The sequence below is a fragment of the Vibrio sp. Vb0667 genome (assembly GCF_033391095.1).
The window spans coordinates 1-22926 of the sequence record NZ_JAWPOL010000010.1; the positions used below are offsets into that span (position 1 = coordinate 1).

Sequence of the window (22926 nt, forward strand, 5' to 3'; positions counted from 1 at the left end):
TTTAAAATACAAAACGCCCGATGAAGTACATCGAGCGTTTTAGTTAAAAAGTGTCAACCCATATCAGGACGGGTCAAGCTGTGTGAGATAACCGTTTGCTACGGTGTGTAGTATGTTGCTGCGCCAGGGCCTACTGGTAAACCAAATACGAATACCCATAGGTAGAACAGCACACTCCAACCTACAATGAAGCAGATTGAGTAAGGTAGCATGGTCGCGATCAGCGTACCGATACCTAAGTTCTTCATGTAACGAGTCGCTACGGCAAGAATCAAACCAAAGTAGCTCATCATTGGAGTAATGATGTTTGTCGTCGAGTCACCAATTCGGTAAGCAGCCTGAATCGTTTCCGGTGCATAACCAACAAGCATCAACATAGGAACAAAAATCGGAGCCGTTACTGCCCACTGTGCCGATGCCGAACCAATCATTAGGTTGATAAAGCCACACATCAGGATGAAGGCAAAGAACAACATTGGACCAGTTAAGCCAATTTCTTGCAGGAAGCTAGCGCCAGCAACCGCGAATACCTGACCGAAGTTAGTCCATTTAAAGAAAGCAACGAACTGAGCCGCAAAGAAAACTAATACAATGTACATGCCCATAGAAGACATAGATTTCGCCATTGCATCAATTACATCGCGATCCGTCTTCATCGTGCCAACAACTTTACCAAACACAAAGCCTGGAATAGCAAAGAACACAAAGATGAATGCCACGATACTTTTCAGGAATGGTGAACCTGCAATTGTACCTGCATCAGAACGTAGAATACCGTCTTCTGGAACAACCGTCCAAGCAAGCAGCGCTGAAACAACCAGTACAGCAACACCTGCTAGTTTTAGGCCTTTCTTCTCAATGTCTGTTAAGCCGCCCATTTTGTCGTTCGACAAATCTTCTGAGGCTTCTTCTTCACTGTATTTGCCAAGCTTTGGCTCAACAATTTTTTCAGTAACAAACGCACCTGTGATTGCAATGAAGAATGTCGACACAAACATGAAGTACCAGTTAACTTCTGGACCAACAGTGTAAGTTGGGTCGATCATTTGCGCCGCCGTTTCAGTAATGCCTGACAACAGCGGGTCAACCGTACCAATAAGTAGGTTTGCTGAGTAACCACCAGATACACCAGCGAACGCCGCAGCAAGACCGGCAAGTGGGTGACGACCTAAAGAATGGAACAGCATTGCAGCCAGTGGAATAAGTACCACATAGCCAAGCTCTGATGCCGTATTTGAAATGATACCCGCGAAAACGACCGTCACTGTTACCATGCGTTGTGATGCACCCATGACTAAGCCACGCATTGCTGCAGATAGCAAGCCTGAGTATTCAGCAATAGCAACACCCAACATCGCAACCAATACCGTACCCAGAGGTGCAAAGCCGACAAAGTTTTTCACTAGATTGGTAACGATTAGTTCAAGGCCATCAGCGTTAAGCAAGCTAACGACATGAATCATGCCATCTGCGGCACGACCTTTTGCACCCTCAGGACGAGGGTCAACTACGGAAACTTCGAAGTATCCTGCAATACCCGACATCACCAGAATGGCTAAACAGAAAATGGCAAATAGTGTGATCGGGTGGGGTAATAAGTTCCCCAAATATTCGACAGTATCCAAAAAGCGCGTAAACAGCGGCTTCTTAGGCGAGTTTTGTTTAATTGAATCAGATGAACTCATCTGTTCCCTCCTTGTTTTTATTCCTATGCAAATGTGACAAAAATGTCAAAAAGCGTGCGAAGGGTACTTGAGTAGAAGGTCAAATAAAAGCCCTAAATGTTACAAACTGTGACGAACAGAGGCATTTATAACCAACATTGAATAAAAATGTAGACATTTCATCCACGTAAGATAATTAACTCAACATTATCAATTAAACAAAACCATAAGTTAGATATATGCAGGTTGATTACTTTTGCACAGCTTTGAATCTCGGGTTCGTTTTACAAATGACATAAAGACGCCCTCTCCGTTTTACAATCTGGCAATCCGGATGACGACTTTTTGCACTTTTTAATGATTTTACTACCTTCATGATTTATTCCTTTTCGCTCTTAAATTGACCAAAACGACGGTTGAAGTTCGCAATGCGACCTTCGGTTTGTACAACGCGCTGTTTACCGGTGTAATACGGGTGAGAAGCTGACGACACATCTAACGTAAAGTAAGGGTAAGTTTTGCCATCTTTCCATTCGATGGTTCTCTCCGTTTTCAATGTAGAACCAACGACAAAGTACTTATCTACACTGGTGTCGTGGAACACCACAGGACGATATTCAGGGTGGATTCCTGGTTTCATAATACTTTTCCTTTCAATTAAATTGTTATGTTATAACATTTTAATTAATAATCATTATCAACAATAAAAGCAAGAGAAATTTGTGATACTTTTCATCTCAATGAATTCTTAAAGATGTCCACCATGTATTCCATCGAACCCATCGGCGTCATTGAGACACCGTACAAAGAAAAGTTTGCAGTTCCGCGCCAACCACGCTTAGTACCAGAGGCTAAAGCACGCGTAAAACTGTTAGGTGCAGCAAATAGCCCTGAAGCAGTGCGTGGGCTAGAACAGTTCTCTCACGTTTGGTTGTTGTTTCTATTTGATCAGAACCTGGAAGCTGGTTGGAAACCAACTGTACGTCCGCCACGATTAGGCGGCAATGAACGAATTGGTGTCTTTGCCTCGCGCTCGACTTTCCGTCCAAACGGAATCGGCATGTCAGCCGTTGAAGTGAAAGGAGTCACTAAGCAAGGCGATCAAATCTATCTTGATTTAGGCAGTGTAGATCTCGTGGATGGGACACCGATTGTGGATATTAAGCCTTATATCCCCTATTCGGATTCTATTTCGGAAGCACAAGGCGGATACGCAGACCAAGAGCCAGAAAAGTCACAAGTCACCTTTTCTGCTCAAGCATTAGCAACGATAGAAAATCGATCCGATACTGACTATGTAAGAACAGTCATTGAACAAGTTCTGGCACAAGATCCTCGCCCTGCATATAAGAAAAACAAGCCGGACGACAAAGAATATGCGGTAAATTTGTTCGACTTGAACGTAAAGTTCACAGCAACAAGCAACTTAATAACGGTTACCGCTATTGAAAGCTTTTGACAAACGCAATTGGCTGATATTATAGACGGCTAACAAATTTCCCTTTCGGGAACTCCCATACTCCTGCTTATTCAAGCTTGAGTATCTAACTTAAATAAACGGATAAATTTAATGCGTACCAGTAATTATCTTCTTTCTACTCTGAAGGAGACTCCAAACGACGCAGAAGTAGTGAGCCACCAGCTCATGCTACGTGCAGGTATGATCCGTAAGCTGGCTTCAGGTTTATACACCTGGCTACCTACTGGTCTACGTGTACTGCGTAAAGTCGAAAACATCGTTCGTCAAGAAATCGACAATGCAGGCGCAGTCGAAACTTTGATGCCCGTTGTTCAGCCGTTTGAACTATGGGAAGAGACAGGCCGCAGCGAAAAGATGGGTCCTGAGCTACTTCGCTTTACTGACCGTCATGTTCGTCCGTTTGTACTTAGCCCAACCGCTGAAGAAGTGATCACTAGCCTTGTTCGCAATGAAGTGAGCTCTTACAAACAGCTTCCGCTAAACCTGTACCAAATCCAAACTAAATTCCGTGACGAACGACGCCCACGTTTTGGCGTAATGCGTTCACGTGAATTCTCAATGATGGATGCGTACAGCTTTGACATTGATAAAGACGGACTACAAAAGTCATACGACGCAATGCATGATGCTTACTGTAAAGCATTCGATCGCATGGGTCTGGATTACCGTCCTGTACTTGCAGATAGCGGTGCTATCGGTGGTAGCGGATCTCAAGAGTTCCACGTACTGGCTGAAAGCGGCGAAGATATCATCGCATTTTCTAGCGAGTCAGATTACGCGGCAAACATTGAAAAAGCAGAAGCACTAGCTCCAGCCTCTGAGGCTGCGGCACCAACACAAGAAATGACGTTGGTTGATACGCCAAACGCGAAAACAATCGCTGAATTGGTTGAGCAGTTCGAACTACCAATTGAAAAAACAGTGAAAACACTGTTTGTGAAAGCATCTGACGAAGTTGATGCGCCAATCATCGCGCTTATTATTCGTGGTGATCATGAACTGAACGAAGTGAAAGCAGAAAACCTTCCTCAGGTTGCAGCTCCACTGGAAATGGCATCTGAAGAAGAAATTCGTGAGCTTATCGGTGCAGGCCCTGGTTCACTAGGCCCTGTTGGCCTTAAACTGCCGTTCATTGTTGACCGCAGCGTTGCGGTAATGAGCGACTTCGGTGCGGGCGCGAACATCGATGGCAAACACTACTTCGGTATTAACTGGGGTCGTGATGTAGAGCTTGGCCAAGTTGAAGACCTACGTAACGTTGTGGAAGGTGACCCAAGCCCATGTGGCAAGGGCATTATCCAGCTTAAGCGTGGTATCGAAGTTGGCCATATATTCCAACTAGGTAACGCTTACTCCGCAGCGATGAACTGTGGTGTACTGGGTCCTGATGGTAAGAACGTCATCCTAGAAATGGGTTGTTATGGTATCGGTATCACTCGCGTAGTAGCGGCTGCTATTGAACAAAACCACGACAAATACGGCATCATCTGGCCAGATGCAATCGCACCATTCCAGGTAGCGATCGTTCCAATGAACATGCACAAGTCAGAAGAAGTGAAAGAAGCCGCTGAGAAATTGTACGCTGAGCTAACGGCAATGGGCATCGAAGTGCTATTTGACGACCGTAAAGAACGCCCAGGCGTAATGTTCTCTGACATGGAGCTTATTGGTGTACCGCATACAATTATTATCGGTGACCGCTCAATGAAAGAAGGCAACTTCGAATACAAGAACCGTGCTACTGGTGAGAAAACAGCAGTCGCAATGACTGACATTGTTGAGCACGTAAAAGCTCAACTAAAGTAAGCACTAGACGAGTTCGCATTTGAAGTAGTTTCAAATAGTTAAAAAGGGTTGGCTTCGGTCAGCCCTTTTTATTACAGCTCAACGCCCCCTCCACCTTTTTCGAACTATTCACTTTGTTAATCTTTGGTTCAGCTTCTTGCTATTAAACTGATTTCATCATCTAAAGGAGGTCAGTTATGGATTTAAAAAGTCTTCTAAACCAAGCACTCAAATCCGACTTACTTAAGCAAGGTGCAGATGCATTGGGCAAACAAACCAACAACATCAAATCCTCATCAAATTCAAGTAGCCTAAAAACGCTAGGAGCAGGTGCTGTAGGCGGAGGCCTCATCGGTATGCTGATGGGCTCAAAGAAAAGTAAAAAAATGACTAAAAAAATAGGGTCAAGCGCATTAAAAGTCGGTGGCGCAGCTGCGCTTGGAGCCTTGGCCTACAAAGTGTATAACGACTGGCAAGCCAAGCAATCCGGTCAAGGTGTTCAAGAAACCTTTGACCCCGATGACAGTAAACACAGTGTCTTAATTTTAAAAGCAATGATTGGAGCTGCAAAAGCTGATGGTCACGTTGATGAAGAGGAAATGGCTCGCATTGAACAAGCTCTCGCGGATATGGGCGCAGATGAGCACGTTCGTCACCTCGTTCAGCAAGAGTTAAACAAACCGCTTGATCCTGCTGAAATTGCTAATCAGGCGACCTCTCCTCAACAAGCGTCAGAAATTTACCTAGCGTCTTTGATCGTCGCTGATGAACAAAACTTTATGGAAAAAGCGTATCTGCAAGAACTAGCAAAACAACTTCAACTTTCACCAGAAGTCACTCAGCAGTTAGAAGCACAAATGCAGTGATTAAATCTCGCTCAAGCAAACCTTCAACTTGAGCCAAAACAACTCTGTACTTTGAGTTTCAAATCCGCTGTGTGTATATTGAGATAAGTTATCATTTAGTGGAAAGAAAACATGCAAGTATACGGCTGTTGTGAACTGGTTCGTGAGCTTTATGCTCAGATTGGTAGTGGCGATCAAGCTTATATTCCCCAAGCAATTTCATGTGCAGTTAAAGCACTGAACGATGTTGCAGCGGATGAGTCCCTGCCTAAAGAAGTGCGTGAAAAAGCGGCATTTGCTGCGGCAAACCTACTGATTTCAGATTTTGAGGATAAGTAATGAATCTAGCGAACTTTGAATCCATGGATCCTGTCATGCTGATGAGCATTGTGAATATGAAGCTACGCGACGACTTCGGTGGTGACTTAGATAAACTGGTGGCTTTCTTCGATATCGAACGCACAGCACTGGAGACAAAACTGGCTTCTGCTGGTTTTGACTTTCTTCCAGAAGCAGGACAATTCCGTTAATCCACACCATGCTTGGCGGATAACCGAAACGAGAATAACCAATATGAAAAAGGGCTTGATGAGTTACCATCAAGCCCTTTTCTTTTATTCGATAGGCGTCTCGGTTAGCCAAATGAAGCCCAGATGACTGTCGCCACAAGAATTGGACATACAAACTTCACATACGCAGGCCATAACTTACCAAACCAACCTTGCGTAAACTCCGGGCAACCTTGCTCAAGCTCTTTGATTTTTGAGTTGCGATTCCATACCCAACCACCAAATAAGCAGAATAAGAGCGCAGCGGTTGGTTGTAGATACTGAGTAGCAACCGTCGCGACCATACCAAACAGAGCGCCAAAGTTATAAACAATCACCACACTGAACAAGGCAATGAGACCACCTAAAACCCAGCTCGTTGCGCTGCGCTTAGTATTGAAGCGCTCACTCACTAAAGCCACTGGACACTCTAACATTGAAATGGAGGACGTTAGCGCCGCAATCGTCAGCAATAAGAAGAACACAATAGAGAACAATTGACCAAGCAAACCTAAGCTATCAAACATCAATGGCAATACGGTAAATACCAACGTATCTGAGCTTAAGAGAGAGCCATCTTCTGCATAGATTTGAACGCCCTTTTGCATTGCTACAAACATCGCTGGCATCACCACTAACCCTGCAATGAAAGCAACGGCAGTATCTACCATGGTCACGTTCATCGCCATCTTTGGTAGGTTTTCTTTCTTACTCAAGTAAGACCCGTAAATCAACATTGAGCAGCCACCGATCGTAAGCGAGAAGAAGCCCTGTCCCATTGCAGCAAGAATCAACTTGCGGTCCCATACCTTTTCAAAATCCGGCACTAGGTAATGTTTCAGACCTTCCATCGCACCGTTTTGCGTCATGATGTAAGCAAATAGCAGAGCAAACAGAACAAACAATGCTGGCATCAAACGTGTGGACCACTTCTCAATACCTTGTTTTACGCCACCTTGTACGATGAGAATCGTCAGTACATAAAAAGTAATGGTTCCGAACAAGTTACGTTCAACACTAAAGCCCTTTAGCCATTGAGTTGCAGCTTCTAACCCCATTAGATCTGTGATTGCACCCAGTAAAAAGCAGATCAACCAACCACCAACAATTGAATAAAACGCTAAGACAGCGCTTGGTACGCTTAAACCAATCCAACCCACAATGCCACCGAGTTTTTTACCGGTAGGGTTATCTGTGATTGCACGCATACTGTCTACAGGGTTGGCTTGACCATGGCGACCAATCGCCATTTCAACCACCAGCATCGGAAATGCGACGATAAGAATCATCACCAAATAAACTAACAGGAAAGCACCGCCACCATTACTGGCAGCTTGAGTTGGGAAGCCCCAAATATTGCCAAGGCCAACTGCGGCACCTGCGGCAGCTAAGATGAACCCGAGACGAGAGCCAAAATGCTCGCGAGGCTGAGAAGAGGTTTGCTGTGTCATACTACTCACACAAAAATATCATTGAACTAGCTAACTAGTACACTATAGCAATATTCACTATTCAACAAGAGTACCTCGGTTAAATCCTCGACAGTTGAAGTAATTTATAGTCATTCAGCTTGTAAATTTTAACGTACATCTCATATTCATCGCTCAAAAGCCTCGTGACTGTTGCTCGTTTCACGTGGCTGAATTTTACCAATCCTTCTGCCGTGAAGTGAGCCGAAAAATAATGAGCTCTGGTGTAAGGGACGAACTGTTCCTCGTGATACTGTGTCGAAAAGCAGAATATTGTGCTTCGCTTTTTCCCCCTAATGTCTATTTATCAGCTAGTTATTACTCTGTTCTCATTTATACCCATGATTCAAGGAGAGGAAAATGAAGGTCACTCTACTTCACGGAGCGATGATTGTAGCACTCAGCGCCAGCTACCAAGCTCAAGCCTATAACTGTCAAAGTCTACCCGACTGGGACAGCACTGCGACTTATACATCGGGCGCTTTAGTAAAAACGCAAGGAGCCGCTTATGAGGCTGCATATTGGACGCAAGGCAATGACCCCGTGACCAACTCAGGATCTTGGGAAGCATGGAAAGCGTTAGGGCAATGCGATGGTGGAAGCAACAACTTATCACCAACGGTGTCGTTCTCCTCTCCAATAAACAACGCACAAATTCCCGAAGGCAGTGCGATCACTTTGTTAGCCAACGCGGCAGACGAAGATGGCCAAATCACACAAGTTGAGTTTGTTGCAGGCAACCAAACCGTTGCTGTGGTAACTCAAGCACCATTCGAAGCTTCTTGGACCGCTATTGAAGGGATCTCGCAATTGACCGCAATTGCGACCGATAATGAGGGAGCCGTTAGCACCACGACGATTTCTATCCAAATTCAACCACAAGTCGAATTACCACCACCAAGCATTTCATTGACCAGCCCAGTAGGCACAGAAGTGCTTAATGTAGGCGATAACCTAACCGTAGCCGCTCAAGCTGACGATATTGATGGTGTGGTCACACAAGTTGAGTTCTTCGTAAACAATCAATCTGTCGCCATTGATACTAGTGCACCTTACGAATATCAATGGACCGCGAGTCCAGGTACATACTCATTCAAAGCACAAGCGACTGATGATACAAACCTCGCAACGATGAGCCAAGAAGTAGCGCTGGTTATTAGTAATGCAGAAACCGGAACAGGCGGATGTGCAGATGCAGTACCTTATGTGGCAGGCACAAGTTATCAATCTGGCGACCTGGTTTCTCACTTCAACCAAAAATATCGTTGTGATGTTGCTGGTTGGTGCTCCTCGGATGCGACATGGGCTTACGAGCCTGGTGAAGGGCTATACTGGCAAGATGCTTGGAGTGGCCTAGGTGCTTGTTCGACACCACCGCAAGTTACCATTACGGCACCAACGGATGGACAAGTCGTGCTCGCTGGCAGCAATAACGAAATCACGGCAAATGCAAGCGATGCTGATGGCACAGTCACGCAAGTTGAGTTTTTTGCGAACAACACTAGCTTAGGGGTCACCGCTCAAGCACCATATTCCGTTACTTGGAACGCCACACTTATTGGCGCTAACCAGCTTAAAGCCGTCGCAACCGATAATGATAACAACACGTCAGAGTCCCTGGTTGGTGTGGAAGTCAGCGATAAAGATTTGGTCGTCTCTCTGACTTCACCAAGCAGCGGTCAAACCGTCGGATTAGGCGAAAGTCTCGCATTAAGCGCCGATGCAACGTCTTTAACTTCAGGCATTAAACACGTTGATTTCATGATCAACGGCTCTATTGTTGCAACCGATACCACAGCACCTTACACAGCCAACTGGACACCAACTGCACTTGGTAACTTTACAGTTAGCGCCCAAGCTGTGGATTTGTCGGGAAGCAATGCACTGTCTGACGCCGCTGCAATAACGGTGGTTGAGCAAGTAGAGAAACGCCATAAACTCATCGGTTACTGGCACAATTTTGTAAATGGTGCGGGCTGTCCAATTCGTCTAACAGATATGGCAGATGCTTGGGATGTGATTGATATTGCCTTTGCTGAAAATGATCGCAACAGTGATGGCACTGTGCACTTTAATCTATATTCAGGCGATATTTACAGCGATTGTCCAGCACTCGATCCAACACAATTCAAGCAGGACATGGCAGCGCTTCAAGCTAAAGGTAAGAAGTTTGTTCTCTCTCTTGGCGGCGCAGAAGGCACGATTACGCTGAATACCGACCAAGATGAAGCAAACTTTGTCTCTAGCCTAACAGGTCTTATCGCTGATTGGGGCTTTGATGGCCTAGATGTGGATTTAGAGAGTGGTTCTAACTTAGTTCATGGCTCGCAAATTCAAGCTCGCCTTGGTCGTGCTTTGCTTCAAATAGAGCAAAACATGGGTGGCGATATGTACCTAACCATGGCGCCTGAGCACCCTTATGTTCAAGGCGGCTATGTAGCTTACAGCGGTATTTGGGGAGCTTACATTCCTGTGATAAACGAGACACGCAGCACGCTCGACTTGCTTCACGTCCAGTTATATAACAACGGCGGTTTGCCAAACCCATACCTGCCAGGCAGTGCACCAGAAGGCTCTGTGGATATGATGGTAGCGCAATCTAAAATGCTTATCGAAGGTTTTGAGTTGGCCGACGGCACTCAATTTGCACCATTGCGCGATGATCAAGTCGCAATCGGTTTACCTTCAGGTCCTAGCTCGGCAAATTCAGGGCAGGCTCCAACACAGAATATTATCAACGCACTAGATTGTTTAACCAAAGGCACTTCATGTGGCACCGTTAAACCAGCGTACCATTACCCGAATTATGCAGGAGTAATGACATGGTCTATCAACTGGGATCAGCATGATGGTTTTAATTTCTCAAAACCTGTCGGCGATAAGCTCACCGAGATGAACGCGCAATAAGCAACCAAAGAACAAGCGAGTAAAACGCAAAGAGAGCACAATAGTGCTCTCTTTCTTTATCTCATCGAGTTTTTACTTTTTAATGAGTAATTAAATCGTAAATACTCGGTAATCTTTTAGCTCAGGGATTTTCTTCAACAAATCGTCTTCTTGCCCTGCCATGTCATCCAGCGAATCGCACAAGTCTTCTGCTTGTTGCTCTACCTCTTTCGAATGCTCAGCTAAACGCTCTTCTACTTTCGCGCTGAGTTCAGCCATACTCTCTGATAATGCAGTGAGGTTTATTCCCCCCTCTTCCTTCATTTTTTTCGATAAAGCATCCAACGAACTCGCTAAAAACTCTTTATTGAAGATCTCTTGTGCTTTTGCAAAGTCTTCAGTCCACCCTTGTGTCATGGACTCAAAATTTTCCGCTGGTAGAATGAAATCGCCATCTTTGTAGTAACGTGATTCAACATCAGCGAAAAAGTCCTGTACTGCGACTTTGACGTTATCAAACGCGCCAGGTGCGTCTAGGCTTTCCGCGACATCATCGATGATGTCATTTGCAAGCGCTAAACCATCACTCGCCAACTGCTTTGCTTGTGGAATATACGCGTTCATTTTTTCGCGATAGTCTTCAATTGCCGCTTTTTGGTCGGCATTGAGTTCAATTAACTCACCTTTGATGAATAGATTGTTATCTTCATCCACGACAGCTTTATCACCTGTCGTTTGGCGAATTTCCAAGCTTTGCCCATCCATACGGACTTCATTATTGATGTCCACACGACACTGCGCTGCATAACCAGTAGCACTGACCATCAGCAATGAGAGTGTAAAAAGCTTTTTCATGTCATTCTCTTTTATTTAACATTACTCGTGTTAAACATAACACTGAGTGATACATGAGATGTCAGCAAATCGTCACGACTTCGTAACAAGTTGTTTTATCTCCTATTTTTACGTCAACCTCATCAGCTTCTTCTTTTCCGAACAACGCTCGACCCAGAGGAGATTTAGCTGTTAAGACAAAGACTTCCTGAGCCTGATATTGAACAGTCAAACCACCAGAGCAAGGGCCTACAAAGAAGTGCTTTTCGATCAAATTCTCATCTTCGAGAACAACGTAAGCACCAACTCCAACAGGCGCATTCTTAAAGTCGCGAGTCACTAAAGAACGATATTGACGCAATTCCTCTTCACTCTCTTGGATTCGCATGGCTTGTCCATGAGCAAGATACGCGGCTTCAAGTGCTAACGTATCGTACTTATGCTCGGGAACAGTTTCTTCATCTGTCGCGGCATCAATGGCTCGCTGAGCCGATGCATGGGCCACTTGAAGTTTTTCTTCCAGATGTTGGATGATAATTTGGACTAAGTCAGCTTTGTTCATACTTTTAGGACGCGCGTTTGGCACTCAGGGTGTGTTAATGTACCTAAGTTTACCATCAAAGAAAGGTTTCCCTATTATGCAAAGTGACTCGCTGCATCAAACACTTCAATCTGTATTTGGTTTTGACTCATTACGCCAAGGTCAGCAACCCGTTATTGAAGCCGTTATAAATGGTTACTCTGCTGCGGCAATCTTTCCTACAGGCTCGGGGAAGTCACTCTGTTATCAACTACCTGCAACCATATTACCCAACCTTACGTTGGTGATCTCTCCGTTGTTGGCGTTAATGAAGGATCAACTGAGCTTTTTACAAAGTAAAGGAATCGCGGCCGCTTCTATCGATAGCAGTCAAAGTAGAGAAGAAGCACAACAGGTCATGGCTGGCGTGAAGAATGGACAAATCAAAATCTTGATGATTTCTGTTGAGCGACTAAAAAATGAGCGTTTTCGTGAATTCATTCGCCAAGTACCGATTTCTTTGATGGTCATTGATGAAGCGCACTGTATTTCCGAATGGGGGCATAACTTTCGCCCAGACTATCTCAAACTACCGCAATATCAACGTGAACTGAACATCCCACAGTCTTTACTTCTCACCGCAACGGCAACGCCTGCAGTTATTGAAGACATGCAAAAAAAGTTCGATATTGCCAGTGAACATATTACCGTTACAGGCTTCTACCGCCCCAATCTGGATATCTCGGTGATCCCGTGTGAGGAAACAAAGAAACAAGAACAGCTCAGTGAGATCATCGCCTCTTCACCTAAGCTTCCGACCATCGTATACGTGACGCAGCAGCAAACAGCAGAACGAGTAGCAAAGTCATTAATCCATATTGGCATTAACGCTCACGCATACCACGCTGGCATGAAAAGCGACGTTCGCGAACAAATCCAACAGCAGTTCATGGATGGCCAAATTGACTGTATTGTTGCAACGATTGCATTTGGTATGGGGGTCGATAAATCTGATATTCGACGCGTCATTCACTTCGACTTACCCAAATCAATCGAGAACTACGCACAAGAGATTGGACGTGCAGGCAGGGACGGGCAACGCTCGGAGTGCATTCTGCTAGGCAATACGTCCGGCCTAACGGTGTTGGAGAATTTTGTCTATGGTGACACACCAGAATTTACGTCAATTAACTATGTAGTCGAGCAAGCGAAAGAACATGCTCCACAATGGGAGGTAGTGCCACTGCGTTTGTCGCGTGAAAGTAATATCCGCCAATTGCCACTCAAAACCTTGTTGGTTTATTTGGAGCTACATAACGTCATTGAAGCAAAGTACAGTTACTTTGCGGAATATCGGTTTAAGTTTTTGCACGATCAGCAATTTATTGTGAATCAATTTCAAGGCGAGCGACGTCAATTTGTGGAGGCTATTTTTTCCTGCTCACAAAAAGCCAAAGTGTGGTGCCAAGTTGATCTAGAAGCGCTATGGATGAACTATCAATCGGAACGCAGCCGAGTTGTCGCAGCGCTCGACTATTTTCACCAGAACGGCTGGATAGAACTAGAGAGCAAACAACTGACGGACGTGTACTCAGTTATGCCAACCAAACAGAGCTCGGATGTTTTAATCCAACAACTGTATGAACTGTTCCAATCCAAAGAAAGCAAAGATATCGAAAGAATCCACACCATGCTGCACTTGTTCCAGTCCGAGCACTGTTTGAGCTCACAATTGGCGAACTACTTTGCGGATCACGATGCACCAAAGCAATGTGGTCACTGCTCCGTGTGTCGTGGTCACGTCGCCACATTCACAGCACCAGAACCTGAAGATATTGAACAATCTCAAGTATCGATATGGGCGCGGGAGTTTATTCAGCTTTCCCCATCGGCCATCAGTAATGATGCCGTTGCTCGCTTCTTGTGCGGAATCAGCACTCCTTTGATTAGCCAGCTAAAAGCCTCAAAGCTAGCAGGTTATGGTGCAATGGCAAATGTAAGTTTTGAGCAGGTATTAACGCAGGTAGAAACGGTAAGGGCCTAAAAAAAGCTCAATTGACGCGCTTGGTCTTCGGGCTTGAGCATCACGTTCAAGCCTAAAAGGCGAATTTCCCGTCCATTTTGGCGTTTAAGAATATCTCTTAGCAAGATCTTGAAGTCCTCAAGCTCTAATTGCGGATGGATGTGCTCAATTGTTGTCAGTTGAAAGTCGGCAAATTTGACTTTAATACCTTGTTTAATAATCGACTTATCTGGGCTTGCACGCTCTAAACGTTTCTCGAGTTCAGGATAAAGTTTCTCCTCAATCACTTGCCAACATTCATCATAGGTTGCGATGTTCTGGCTGAATGTCCTTTCCACACCGACGGACTTTCTCTCGCGCTCAACAACGACTTCTCGATTATCAATTCCATGGCTTCGCTGCCATAAGGAGGCACCCTGACGACCAAACTGCCTCAACAACTCTCGATAGTCACTGTTTTTAATGTCCTCACATCGATAAAAACCGGCTTGGTGGAGCTTCTCAAGACTCACTTTTCCCACACCAGGAATGTTCTCTAGCGGAAGACTATCGATAACCTCTTGGACTTTCTCTGGCGGAATCACAAACTGACCGTTGGGCTTGTTCATGTCTGACGCGACCTTGGCAAGAAACTTAATCGGAGCAATGCCCGCCGATGCCGTCAACCCAAGTTCACTCCAGATATCACGGCGAATTGACTCTGCGATCAACGTTGCGGAGCCACGGCAAGCTGTCGAGTCCGTGACATCGAGGTATGCTTCATCCAATGAGAGAGGTTCAATGATAGGCGTATAACGCTCAAAAATAGCACGAATTTGCTGAGAGACTTGTTTGTATACATGCATTCTACCGGGCACAACCAACAAATGAGGACAGAGTTGCAGCGCGCGCGCCGTTGACATTGCACTGCGAACACCATATTTACGCGCATCATAATTACAGGTGCTAATCACTCCACGCTGCTTTTCATGTCCGCCAACAGCGAGTGCAATGCCACGGTAACTGGGGTTATCTCTCATCTCTACGGCAGCATAAAAACAATCCATATCGACATGAATAATTTTTCTAATTCGATCTGACATAGCCATCAAAGCACTGTTCAAAAAAACAGTATAAATCAAATCTACCTGAAGAGAAATGGGCGTGTTTAAACGAACGTCAATCTCGAAGCATTACGTCCAATTGATCGACCAATTCGGCCCAATCTGCATCTTCTTCGATGGCTTGTTTTAGAAAGTTCGCCTGTGACATCGTCCAAAAGCTAGCTTCATGTAAAGGCGCAGAATCTCTTTTGTGTCGATGTTGATTAATAAAATCTTTCATTTCTTGAGGAGAGCTACCGAGGCCCAGTTGTTGAAATAGCTCAGCCATACCATGTTGATGCATTTCCATACTACTTTCTCCCTACGTTAGCTAAACATAATTATATAACTAAGACAGGAATAATGATGTGATGTTAACGGATGCGTGTCAAACATTTGAGTAGTTGTTCTACTTTTGGTTGACATGTGTTTTTTGATGGCGATAAGTTTAATTTTAGTTATCATTGATTTTAAACAATTAATTTTGGGGACTGCGCTTGAGTAATAAGATTCTGGTTGTTGAAGATAGTCGTGCATTTAAAAACTTTCTTTGCCAAACAATAAGCCAAGCTGGTTATGAGGTCATCGCAGCGGAAAGCTACGCGGAGGCAAAGAACTTGTTATCTTCAGCACAGGACCTCTTCTGTGCGGTTTTAGACTATTGTTTACCGGATGCTCAAGATGGCGAGATTATTGACCTCGTTTTGGAACATGGTCATCGTGTCATTGTTTTAACGGCTCGATTTCAAGAAGACACTCGCGAAAAGATGCTTGCAAAAGGTGTCCTCGACTATATTTTGAAAGACAGCATGGCGTCCGTTTCCTATCTATTACCACTCCTCAAGCGACTAACCAACAATCAACAACACAAATGTTTAGTCGTTGATGATTCACACACCGTAAGAAGACACATTGCCCAACTTTTGGAGCATCAATATATTCAGACGTTGGAAGCTGACAATGGGCAAAAAGCCCTAGAGCTTGTCGAGCAAAATCCAGATATCACTCTCGTTTTAACCGACCATGATATGCCCGTTAAAGATGGCATTACTATGGTGCGTGAATTACGTCGGAAGTGGGATAAAAATCAATTAGCCATTCTCGGCTTGTCGGGTAGTAACTCTAAGACCATGACGGCTAGGTTTCTAAAAGCAGGGGCCAATGACTTTTTATACAAGCCATTTAATCAAGAAGAATTTTTTTGCCGTATTCACCAACTGTTAGATATCAAAGACGCAACATCTGAACTGTTTAAAATGGCAAATCAAGATGCGCTAACGGGCTTATGGAACCGCCGCTTTCTGTTTGAGCAACCCCATGTAGAAAACGCTCAAAGAAACATCGCGATGCTTGATATCGATTTCTTTAAGCAAGTAAATGATACACACGGACATGAGGGCGGCGATGCAGTGTTAGTCATGATAGCGAATATTCTAAAAATCTATTTTCCAAATGATATTGTCGCTAGGCTTGGTGGCGAGGAGTTTTGTATTCAAGCCAGTGGCGACTATGACGGCTTTCTAACACGCTTAGAACAAATGAGACAGCGCATAGAAAAAACGCCAATAACTTATTTGGACAAAAACATTCTTGTGACCGCGAGTATTGGTGTAAGCAACATCGAGGGGGAGCTGGAACAACAAATAAAAGTGGCGGATGAGCGACTTTACATGGCCAAAGAGAACGGACGTAACCAAATCATTTCTTCGTCCTAATGACTATCAGTGTGGTCTTGCTCTGTAACATGAGAGAAAGAAACAACAAAACACGGTATTGGGCTCTTTCTCGGACATCTGAGCTTTGGTTAGCTGCCTAAAAATAAAGCTCAGCAGAACGCTGAGCTTTATCACTTTCTTAGTACGATTAACCAATACTAAGCAATTCTATCTTTTTCCCACGCCGCCAATTTCTCAGCACGCGCAGCCTCGCGCGCTTCACGTTTTTTACGCGCATCGCAGGGTTCTGGACAATTACACACTTTTTCGATGCCAACTGCCCCTAAGCCACCACAGCTACCTTTCACGACTTTCTTTTGGAAAATGTATCCGACAGCCATTGCAGTGATTACCGCGACAAACACAGCAAAGGTAATTAGAAATGTATTCATAAAAACATGCTCACTTCTGTTGTTATTTCTTCATGAATGGCTTGTATGCTTCCGAAGCCAACTCTTTAAAACCATCTTCCGTTTTCACAATCATGAAAACAGGAATATTATTTTCGTTCGCAATTGCCATGCCTTTGTCTTCACCTAGCACCATAAGACCAGTTGCAAGACCATCAGCAGTCATCGACGATTTATCTAATACCGTTACAGACACCACTTTATGATGAATTGGTTTGCCTGTTCGTGGATTAATAATATGAGAGTATCTCACACCATTACTCTCAAAGTAATTACGATAGTCACCACTTGTTGCAATTGCCATGTCGCCTGGTTCAATAATTTCTTGAATTGAACGTTCATCAACGGTCGGTTTTTCAATTGCGATACGCCAAGGCACACCTTCACGATTGACACCTTTGAGACGCATTTCACCGCCAACTTCGACCATAAAGTTCTGTACCCCTTCAGATTGAAGGTAGTCAGCAACCACGTCAACCCCCCAACCTTTCGCAATCGTCGATAGGTCGACGTACAAGTTAGGAAGGTCTTTGGACAGTGTATTACCATCAACAGATAGGTGGTGAATACCGGTATTTGCTTTGCGAGCAGCGAGTTCTTCATCGGTTGGAACTACATCTGGACGAGCTTCTGGACCAAACCCCCACAGGTTAACTAGAGGGCCGACCGTCACATCCAATGCACCTAAAGTAAGACCGTTAAGGCGAATTGCTTCTTTCACTACCGTTGCAGTTTGTGTCGAAACTGTAAATGGCTCGCTCGTTTGATGCTGATTAAAACGACTTAACTCTGAGTCGTCACGATAGGTCGACATTTGGTCATTAACCTCTTCCAATAAGCGATCAATTTCTGTCTGCATCGCTTTTGGCGTTGGAATACCATCTTGCTCGATATACTTGATGTTGTAAGAAGTCCCCATGGTAGGGCCACTTAAATGAATTTGATCGGCAGGCTGCTCACAGCCAGCCAAAATCAATAGAGAAGCAAATGCAACAAGCCACTTTTTCACTTGTTAACTCCCAATGTTGTTGAATTGATATGGGAAATAGGATCAATCCTTTCAATCCGATTACCTATATCAACTGTTGAGTATCAGTTTTATGTCTATAAAAAATAATGGCTAGCTCTCTTGGAGAGCTAGCCATAGATTCAATCACTTGGAGGAATTAACCACCGAAGTCATCTAGTAGGATGTTTTCATCCTCTACACCTAGATCTTTTAGCATGCCGATTACAGCAGCGTTCATCATAGGTGGACCACACATGTAGTATTCACAGTCTTCTGGCGCTTCGTGATCACGTAGGTAGTTCTCGTAAAGAACGTTGTGAATAAAGCCAGTGTAACCATCCCAGTTATCTTCTGGAAGTGGATCAGACAGTGCACAGTGCCATACGAAGTTGTCATTCTCAGCTTGTAGCATATCGAAGTCTTCTACGTAGAACATTTCACGCTTAGAACGTGCGCCGTACCAGAAAGACATCTTACGCTTAGAGTGCAGACGCTTAAGTTGGTCGAAGATGTGTGAGCGCATTGGAGCCATACCAGCACCACCACCAACGAATACCATTTCTGCATCTGTATCTTTCGCAAAGAACTCACCAAATGGACCAGAAATAGTACACTTGTCGCCTTCTTTTAGAGACCAGATGTACGAAGACATGATGCCTGGTGGTACGTCTGGGTTGTTCGGCGGCGGAGTTGCGATACGAACGTTAAGCATGATGATACCGTGCTCTTCTGGGTAGTTAGCCATAGAGTATGCACGAATGGTCTCTTCATTAACTTTAGACTCGTAACGGAAAAGGTTGAACTTCTCCCAGTCTTCACGGTATTCCTCAGGAATATCGTAGTCTGCGTATTTCACGTGGTGAGCAGGAGCTTCAATCTGGATGTAACCACCAGCACGGAAAGGTACTGATTCGCCATCTGGAATTTGTAGCTTAAGCTCTTTGATGAATGTCGCTTTGTTATCGTTAGAGATAACAGTACATTCCCACTTCTTAACGCCGAAGATTTCTTCAGGAAGCTCGATATCCATGTCAGTTTTCATTGCAACCTGACACGCTAGACGCTCACCTTCACGCGCTTCACCTTTAGTAATATGGTCAAGCTCGGTTGGTAGGATGTCGCCACCACCTGATTTAACTTTTACGCGACACTGACCACATGAGCCACCGCCACCACAAGCAGAAGATACGAATACGCCAGCACCTGCTAGAGCACTCAGTAGCTTACCACCTGGTTGTGTAACGATCGCCAGAGAAGGGTCATCGTTCACAGAAATTGTAATGTCACCTGTTGGTACAAGCTTAGACTTAGCGAAAAGAATCACTAGTACTAGTGCTAGTACGATCAGAGTAAACATCACTACACCAAGAATAATGTCCATTGACTATTCCTTAATTGTTGCGGTTTACCCGACTTACAGTTGAACACCAGAGAAAGACATAAAGCCTAACGCCATAAGACCTACAGTGATAAATGTGATACCAAGACCACGTAGACCTGGAGGTACGTCAGAGTACTTCATCTTCTCACGGATACCTGCAAGAGCAACGATTGCTAGCATCCAGCCCACACCAGAGCCGAAACCGTAAACGATCGATTCAGCAAAGTTGTAGTCACGTTGTACCATGAAAGATACACCACCGAAGATTGCACAGTTTACTGTGATCAGCGGTAGGAAGATGCCTAGCGCGTTGTACAAAGGTGGGAAGAAACGGTCTAGGACCATCTCTAGAATCTGTACAAGTGCTGCAATTACACCGATAAAGGTGATGAAGTTTAGGAAGCTAAGGTCCACGCCCTCAACTAACGCGTTCTCTCTCAGAACTAGGTTGTATACCAGGTTGTTCACAGGAACAGCGATAGTCAGAACTACCACAACTGCAACACCTAGGCCGAAAGAGGTCTTAACCTTCTTAGATACGGCAAGGAAAGTACACATACCTAGGAAGAAAGACAGAGCCATGTTTTCGATGAAAATCGATTTAACTAACAGACTAATGTAATGTTCCATGACGTCCTTACTCCTTCGCTTCTACTTGTTCTGGTTTCAGAATACGGATTACCCAGATAAGGAAGCCGATTAGGAAGAATGCTGATGGTGCTAGTAGCATTAGGCCGTTAGGCTGGTACCAACCACCGTTGCTCACTAGAGGTAGAACTTCTAGACCAAATAGTTTGCCTGAGCCAAATAGCTCACGGAAGAAACCTACAGTGATAAGAACGAAGCCGTAACCTAGACCGTTACCAATACCGTCAATAAGAGATGGTACTGGCGCAGACTTCATTGCGAATGCTTCAGCACGACCCATTACGATACAGTTAGTGATAATCAGACCAACGAATACAGATAGCTGTTTAGAGATATCGTATAGGTAAGCTTTTAGCACTTGGTCTACCACGATTACTAACGATGCGATGATTGCCATCTGAACGATGATACGCACACTGTTAGGAATGTGGTTACGGATCAATGAAACAGAGAAGTTAGACAACGCAGTTACAAATGTTACCGCTAGTGTCATTACAAAAGCTGTTTCTAGTTTAGTTGTTACTGCAAGAGCAGAACATACACCAAGAACTTGTAGCGCGATTGGGTTGTTATCCAACACTGGCGCTAGGATGCTCTTTTTAACGTTTTGTGCACTAGACATTAGTTAAGTTCTCCGTCACGAACTTTTGCTAGGAAAGGACCAAAGCCCATATCACCTAACCAGAAGTCAAATGTGTGTTGAACACCATTACTAGTGAGCGTCGCTCCTGATAGGCCATCAACACCGTGCTCAGAACCTTGCGGTGCGCCGCCTTTCACGACCTTAATCGCTGGCTGGTGATCTTCATTGTACAATTTCTTGCCAATGAATTGATCGCGCCATGAAGGGTTCTCTACTTCACCACCAAGTCCAGGAGTTTCACCTTGCTCGTAGTAAGTAATAGCAGACACAGTGTTACCATCAGTTTCAACGGCTACAAAGGCATACATCATCGACCATAGTCCTTTACCGTGCATAGGCAGGATAACTTTTTGGACTTCATCTTGATCTTTTACAAGGTACACCACTGCTGTATTCGCGCGACGACGGATATCAGCTACGTCTTCTTCTGGTGTCAATGCGATTGAACGTTCTGCATCTTTTGATGCTTCACGTTGATCGTACGTAGATGCATTACCCTCAGTAAAGTTACCTGTTTCAAGGTCTACTAGACGAGGTTCGATGTACTCAGCAAATAGCTCTGGTACTTTCTTACCGTTTGCGTCAATGCCTGCAACTTCAACGATCTTTGATTGCTTATCTAGGACAGCGTTAGCTTTTTGCTTATCACGCAGACCTACTGCTGCTGTTGATACGATGATTGAACAAACAAGGCTCAACCCGATAACAACACCCAGCGTCTTTTTAATGCTGTCGTTATTACTTGCCATAGCGTGCTAGTCTCCGCTTGATGTTCTTCTCAATCACTACATGGTCGAACAGAGGTGCGAATAGGTTCGCGAATAGAATCGCCAGCATCATACCTTCTGGGTACGCTGGGTTAACTACACGGATCATCACACACATTGCACCAATCAGGATGCCGTACCACCATTTACCTTTGCTAGTAAATGACGCTGATACTGGGTCCGTTGCCATGAAGAACATACCGAATGCAAAACCACCTAGAACTAGGTGCCAGTGCCATGGCATATTAAACATTGGATTAGTGTCAGAACCGATCACGTTAAACAGAGTCGATACTGCGATCATACCGATCATCACACCCGCAATGATGCGCCATGAAGCGATTCGCATGTAAACGATCATCGCTGCACCGATCATTAGAGCTAGAGTCGATACTTCACCAATAGAGCCAGGGATGTTACCGATGAACGCGTCCATCCAAGTGATAGGAGCGCCAGTTACTGTGTTAACTAGAGCACCGTTACCACCTTGAGCCCATTGGCTAAGAGCAGTTGCACCAGAGAAGCCGTCAGCTGCAGTCCATACTACGTCACCCGAAATTTGTGCTGGGTAAGCGAAGAATAGAAATGCACGACCTGCAAGTGCAGGGTTAAGGAAGTTACGACCTGTACCACCGAAGATCTCTTTTGCTACAACAACACCAAATGTGATACCTAGTGCCGCTTGCCATAGAGGTAGCGTTGGTGGAACGATAAGTGCGAATAAGATAGAAGTTACAAAGAAACCTTCGTTAACTTCGTGTTTACGCACCATACAGAACAACACTTCCCAGAAGCCACCAACAATAAATACTGTTGCGTAGATTGGCAGGAAGTAAGTCGCACCTAGTAGCATCTTACTGCCAACACCCGCTTCCGCACCGATAGTGCCGCCAAGCATTTCTGTTAGCCAGTAGTGCCAGTTACCTGCGATAACTGTCGCTAGTTGGTCACCAGCGTACATGTGGTTAAGTGCTGCAATAGCTTGGCCACCTGCGTTGTACATACCCCAGAACATTGCTGGGAATACCGCAAACCAAACCATGATCATGATACGTTTTAGGTCAACGCTATCACGAACGTGCGAGCTTTTATTTGTTACGATACCTGGGGTGTAAAAAACTGTTGCTACAGCTTCGTACAGGGCAAACCATTTTTCGTGTTTGCCACCAGGCTCAAAATGATGCTCGATGTCTTCAAGAAACTTTTTAAGAGCCATG

General features: G+C 44.7%; 23 protein-coding genes. 8 read left to right on the forward strand and 15 right to left on the reverse strand.

Annotated features, from left to right (window positions below; translation table 11 throughout):
• Positions 1 to 98: 98 nt before the first annotated feature.
• The 3 genes from R8269_RS11885 to R8269_RS11895 all read right to left on the reverse strand — a co-directional run bounded on the left by R8269_RS11885 (position 99) and on the right by R8269_RS11895 (position 2304).
• Positions 99 to 1685: an AbgT family transporter gene (locus tag R8269_RS11885; RefSeq protein ID WP_005380301.1), complete on the reverse strand. Its 1587-nt coding sequence runs from the start codon at positions 1683 to 1685 to the stop codon at positions 99 to 101.
• 229 nt (positions 1686 to 1914) lie between these two features.
• Positions 1915 to 2040, reverse strand: a complete 126-nt coding sequence (gene ykgO, locus R8269_RS11890; protein ID WP_005380299.1) for a type B 50S ribosomal protein L36 — start codon at positions 2038 to 2040, stop codon at positions 1915 to 1917.
• A gap of 3 nt (positions 2041 to 2043) precedes the next feature.
• Positions 2044 to 2304 (reverse strand): type B 50S ribosomal protein L31, encoded by a 261-nt coding sequence (locus R8269_RS11895; RefSeq protein WP_005380295.1) that lies wholly within the window; start codon positions 2302 to 2304, stop codon positions 2044 to 2046.
• A 123-nt stretch (positions 2305 to 2427) separates the two neighbouring features.
• Between R8269_RS11895 and tsaA the strand changes: the two genes are divergently transcribed.
• From tsaA to R8269_RS11920, 5 genes are all read left to right on the forward strand, one after another.
• Positions 2428 to 3123: a tRNA (N6-threonylcarbamoyladenosine(37)-N6)-methyltransferase TrmO gene (gene tsaA / locus R8269_RS11900; RefSeq protein ID WP_318222546.1), complete on the forward strand. Its 696-nt coding sequence runs from the start codon at positions 2428 to 2430 to the stop codon at positions 3121 to 3123.
• A gap of 111 nt (positions 3124 to 3234) precedes the next feature.
• Positions 3235 to 4950, forward strand: a complete 1716-nt coding sequence (locus R8269_RS11905) for a proline--tRNA ligase (protein ID WP_054577581.1) — start codon at positions 3235 to 3237, stop codon at positions 4948 to 4950.
• A gap of 176 nt (positions 4951 to 5126) precedes the next feature.
• Complete coding sequence (locus R8269_RS11910; RefSeq protein ID WP_005380291.1) at positions 5127 to 5795, forward strand: tellurite resistance TerB family protein; 669 nt, start codon at positions 5127 to 5129, stop codon at positions 5793 to 5795.
• 111 nt (positions 5796 to 5906) lie between these two features.
• A complete protein-coding gene (locus R8269_RS11915) occupies positions 5907 to 6113 on the forward strand; it encodes a YaeP family protein (protein ID WP_005391765.1) in 207 nt (68 codons plus the stop codon).
• Positions 6113 to 6304 (forward strand): DUF4250 domain-containing protein, encoded by a 192-nt coding sequence (locus R8269_RS11920; RefSeq protein WP_005380289.1) that lies wholly within the window; start codon positions 6113 to 6115, stop codon positions 6302 to 6304. Before R8269_RS11915 ends, R8269_RS11920 begins: the two co-directional genes overlap by 1 nt.
• 104 nt (positions 6305 to 6408) lie before the next feature.
• Here the strand turns inward: R8269_RS11920 and R8269_RS11925 are convergent, their stop codons facing one another.
• Entirely contained in the window at positions 6409 to 7773 is a 1365-nt protein-coding gene (locus tag R8269_RS11925) for a sodium-dependent transporter (protein WP_033905531.1), read from the reverse strand.
• Positions 7774 to 8151: 378 nt separating this feature from the next.
• Between R8269_RS11925 and R8269_RS11930 the strand changes: the two genes are divergently transcribed.
• The gene (locus R8269_RS11930) at positions 8152 to 10698 is read left to right on the forward strand and encodes an Ig-like domain-containing protein (protein WP_213961869.1); all 2547 of its coding nucleotides are present in this window, start codon (positions 8152 to 8154) and stop codon (positions 10696 to 10698) included.
• 90 nt (positions 10699 to 10788) lie between these two features.
• On the opposite strand, the gene R8269_RS11935 is transcribed toward R8269_RS11930, so the two are convergent.
• Together R8269_RS11935 and R8269_RS11940 are read right to left on the reverse strand one after the other, a co-directional pair.
• On the reverse strand, positions 10789 to 11532 hold the full coding sequence (locus tag R8269_RS11935; protein WP_213961870.1) for a YggN family protein: 744 nt from the start codon (positions 11530 to 11532) through the stop codon (positions 10789 to 10791).
• Positions 11533 to 11593: 61 nt separating this feature from the next.
• Positions 11594 to 12073 (reverse strand): GreA/GreB family elongation factor, encoded by a 480-nt coding sequence (locus tag R8269_RS11940; RefSeq protein WP_104980059.1) that lies wholly within the window; start codon positions 12071 to 12073, stop codon positions 11594 to 11596.
• A gap of 76 nt (positions 12074 to 12149) precedes the next feature.
• Here R8269_RS11940 and R8269_RS11945 point away from each other — a divergent pair, with 76 nt between their 5' ends.
• Entirely contained in the window at positions 12150 to 14075 is a 1926-nt protein-coding gene (locus R8269_RS11945; RefSeq protein ID WP_213885660.1) for an ATP-dependent DNA helicase RecQ, read from the forward strand.
• Here the strand turns inward: R8269_RS11945 and dinB are convergent.
• Both dinB and R8269_RS11955 read right to left on the reverse strand, forming a co-directional pair.
• Positions 14072 to 15136 (reverse strand): DNA polymerase IV, encoded by a 1065-nt coding sequence (dinB, locus tag R8269_RS11950; RefSeq protein ID WP_025768236.1) that lies wholly within the window; start codon positions 15134 to 15136, stop codon positions 14072 to 14074. The genes R8269_RS11945 and dinB overlap by 4 nt on opposite strands.
• Positions 15137 to 15212: 76 nt before the next feature.
• Entirely contained in the window at positions 15213 to 15446 is a 234-nt protein-coding gene (locus R8269_RS11955; RefSeq protein WP_005380277.1) for a DUF2789 domain-containing protein, read from the reverse strand.
• A gap of 187 nt (positions 15447 to 15633) precedes the next feature.
• Between R8269_RS11955 and R8269_RS11960 the strand changes: the two genes are divergently transcribed.
• A complete protein-coding gene (locus tag R8269_RS11960; protein ID WP_005380276.1) occupies positions 15634 to 16851 on the forward strand; it encodes a response regulator in 1218 nt (405 codons plus the stop codon).
• A 158-nt stretch (positions 16852 to 17009) separates the two neighbouring features.
• On the opposite strand, the gene nqrM is transcribed toward R8269_RS11960, so the two are convergent.
• The 7 genes from nqrM to R8269_RS11995 all read right to left on the reverse strand — a co-directional run bounded on the left by nqrM (position 17010) and on the right by R8269_RS11995 (position 22925).
• On the reverse strand, positions 17010 to 17243 hold the full coding sequence (nqrM, locus tag R8269_RS11965) for a (Na+)-NQR maturation NqrM (RefSeq protein ID WP_005380273.1): 234 nt from the start codon (positions 17241 to 17243) through the stop codon (positions 17010 to 17012).
• Between the two features lie 22 nt (positions 17244 to 17265).
• Positions 17266 to 18270, reverse strand: a complete 1005-nt coding sequence (locus tag R8269_RS11970; protein WP_005380272.1) for an FAD:protein FMN transferase — start codon at positions 18268 to 18270, stop codon at positions 17266 to 17268.
• Positions 18271 to 18427: 157 nt separating this feature from the next.
• On the reverse strand, positions 18428 to 19651 hold the full coding sequence (nqrF, locus tag R8269_RS11975; protein WP_005380271.1) for an NADH:ubiquinone reductase (Na(+)-transporting) subunit F: 1224 nt from the start codon (positions 19649 to 19651) through the stop codon (positions 18428 to 18430).
• Positions 19652 to 19684: 33 nt separating this feature from the next.
• Positions 19685 to 20281, reverse strand: coding sequence for an NADH:ubiquinone reductase (Na(+)-transporting) subunit E (gene nqrE, locus R8269_RS11980; RefSeq protein ID WP_005380270.1), 597 nt, complete (start codon positions 20279 to 20281; stop codon positions 19685 to 19687).
• 7 nt (positions 20282 to 20288) lie between these two features.
• The gene (locus R8269_RS11985; RefSeq protein WP_005380269.1) at positions 20289 to 20921 is read right to left on the reverse strand and encodes an NADH:ubiquinone reductase (Na(+)-transporting) subunit D; all 633 of its coding nucleotides are present in this window, start codon (positions 20919 to 20921) and stop codon (positions 20289 to 20291) included.
• Positions 20921 to 21691: a Na(+)-translocating NADH-quinone reductase subunit C gene (locus R8269_RS11990; RefSeq protein WP_005380267.1), complete on the reverse strand. Its 771-nt coding sequence runs from the start codon at positions 21689 to 21691 to the stop codon at positions 20921 to 20923. The genes R8269_RS11985 and R8269_RS11990 overlap by 1 nt, the downstream gene beginning before the upstream one ends.
• Complete coding sequence (locus R8269_RS11995) at positions 21681 to 22925, reverse strand: NADH:ubiquinone reductase (Na(+)-transporting) subunit B (protein ID WP_005380265.1); 1245 nt, start codon at positions 22923 to 22925, stop codon at positions 21681 to 21683. Before R8269_RS11995 ends, R8269_RS11990 begins: the two co-directional genes overlap by 11 nt.
• Position 22926: the final 1 nt, after the last annotated feature.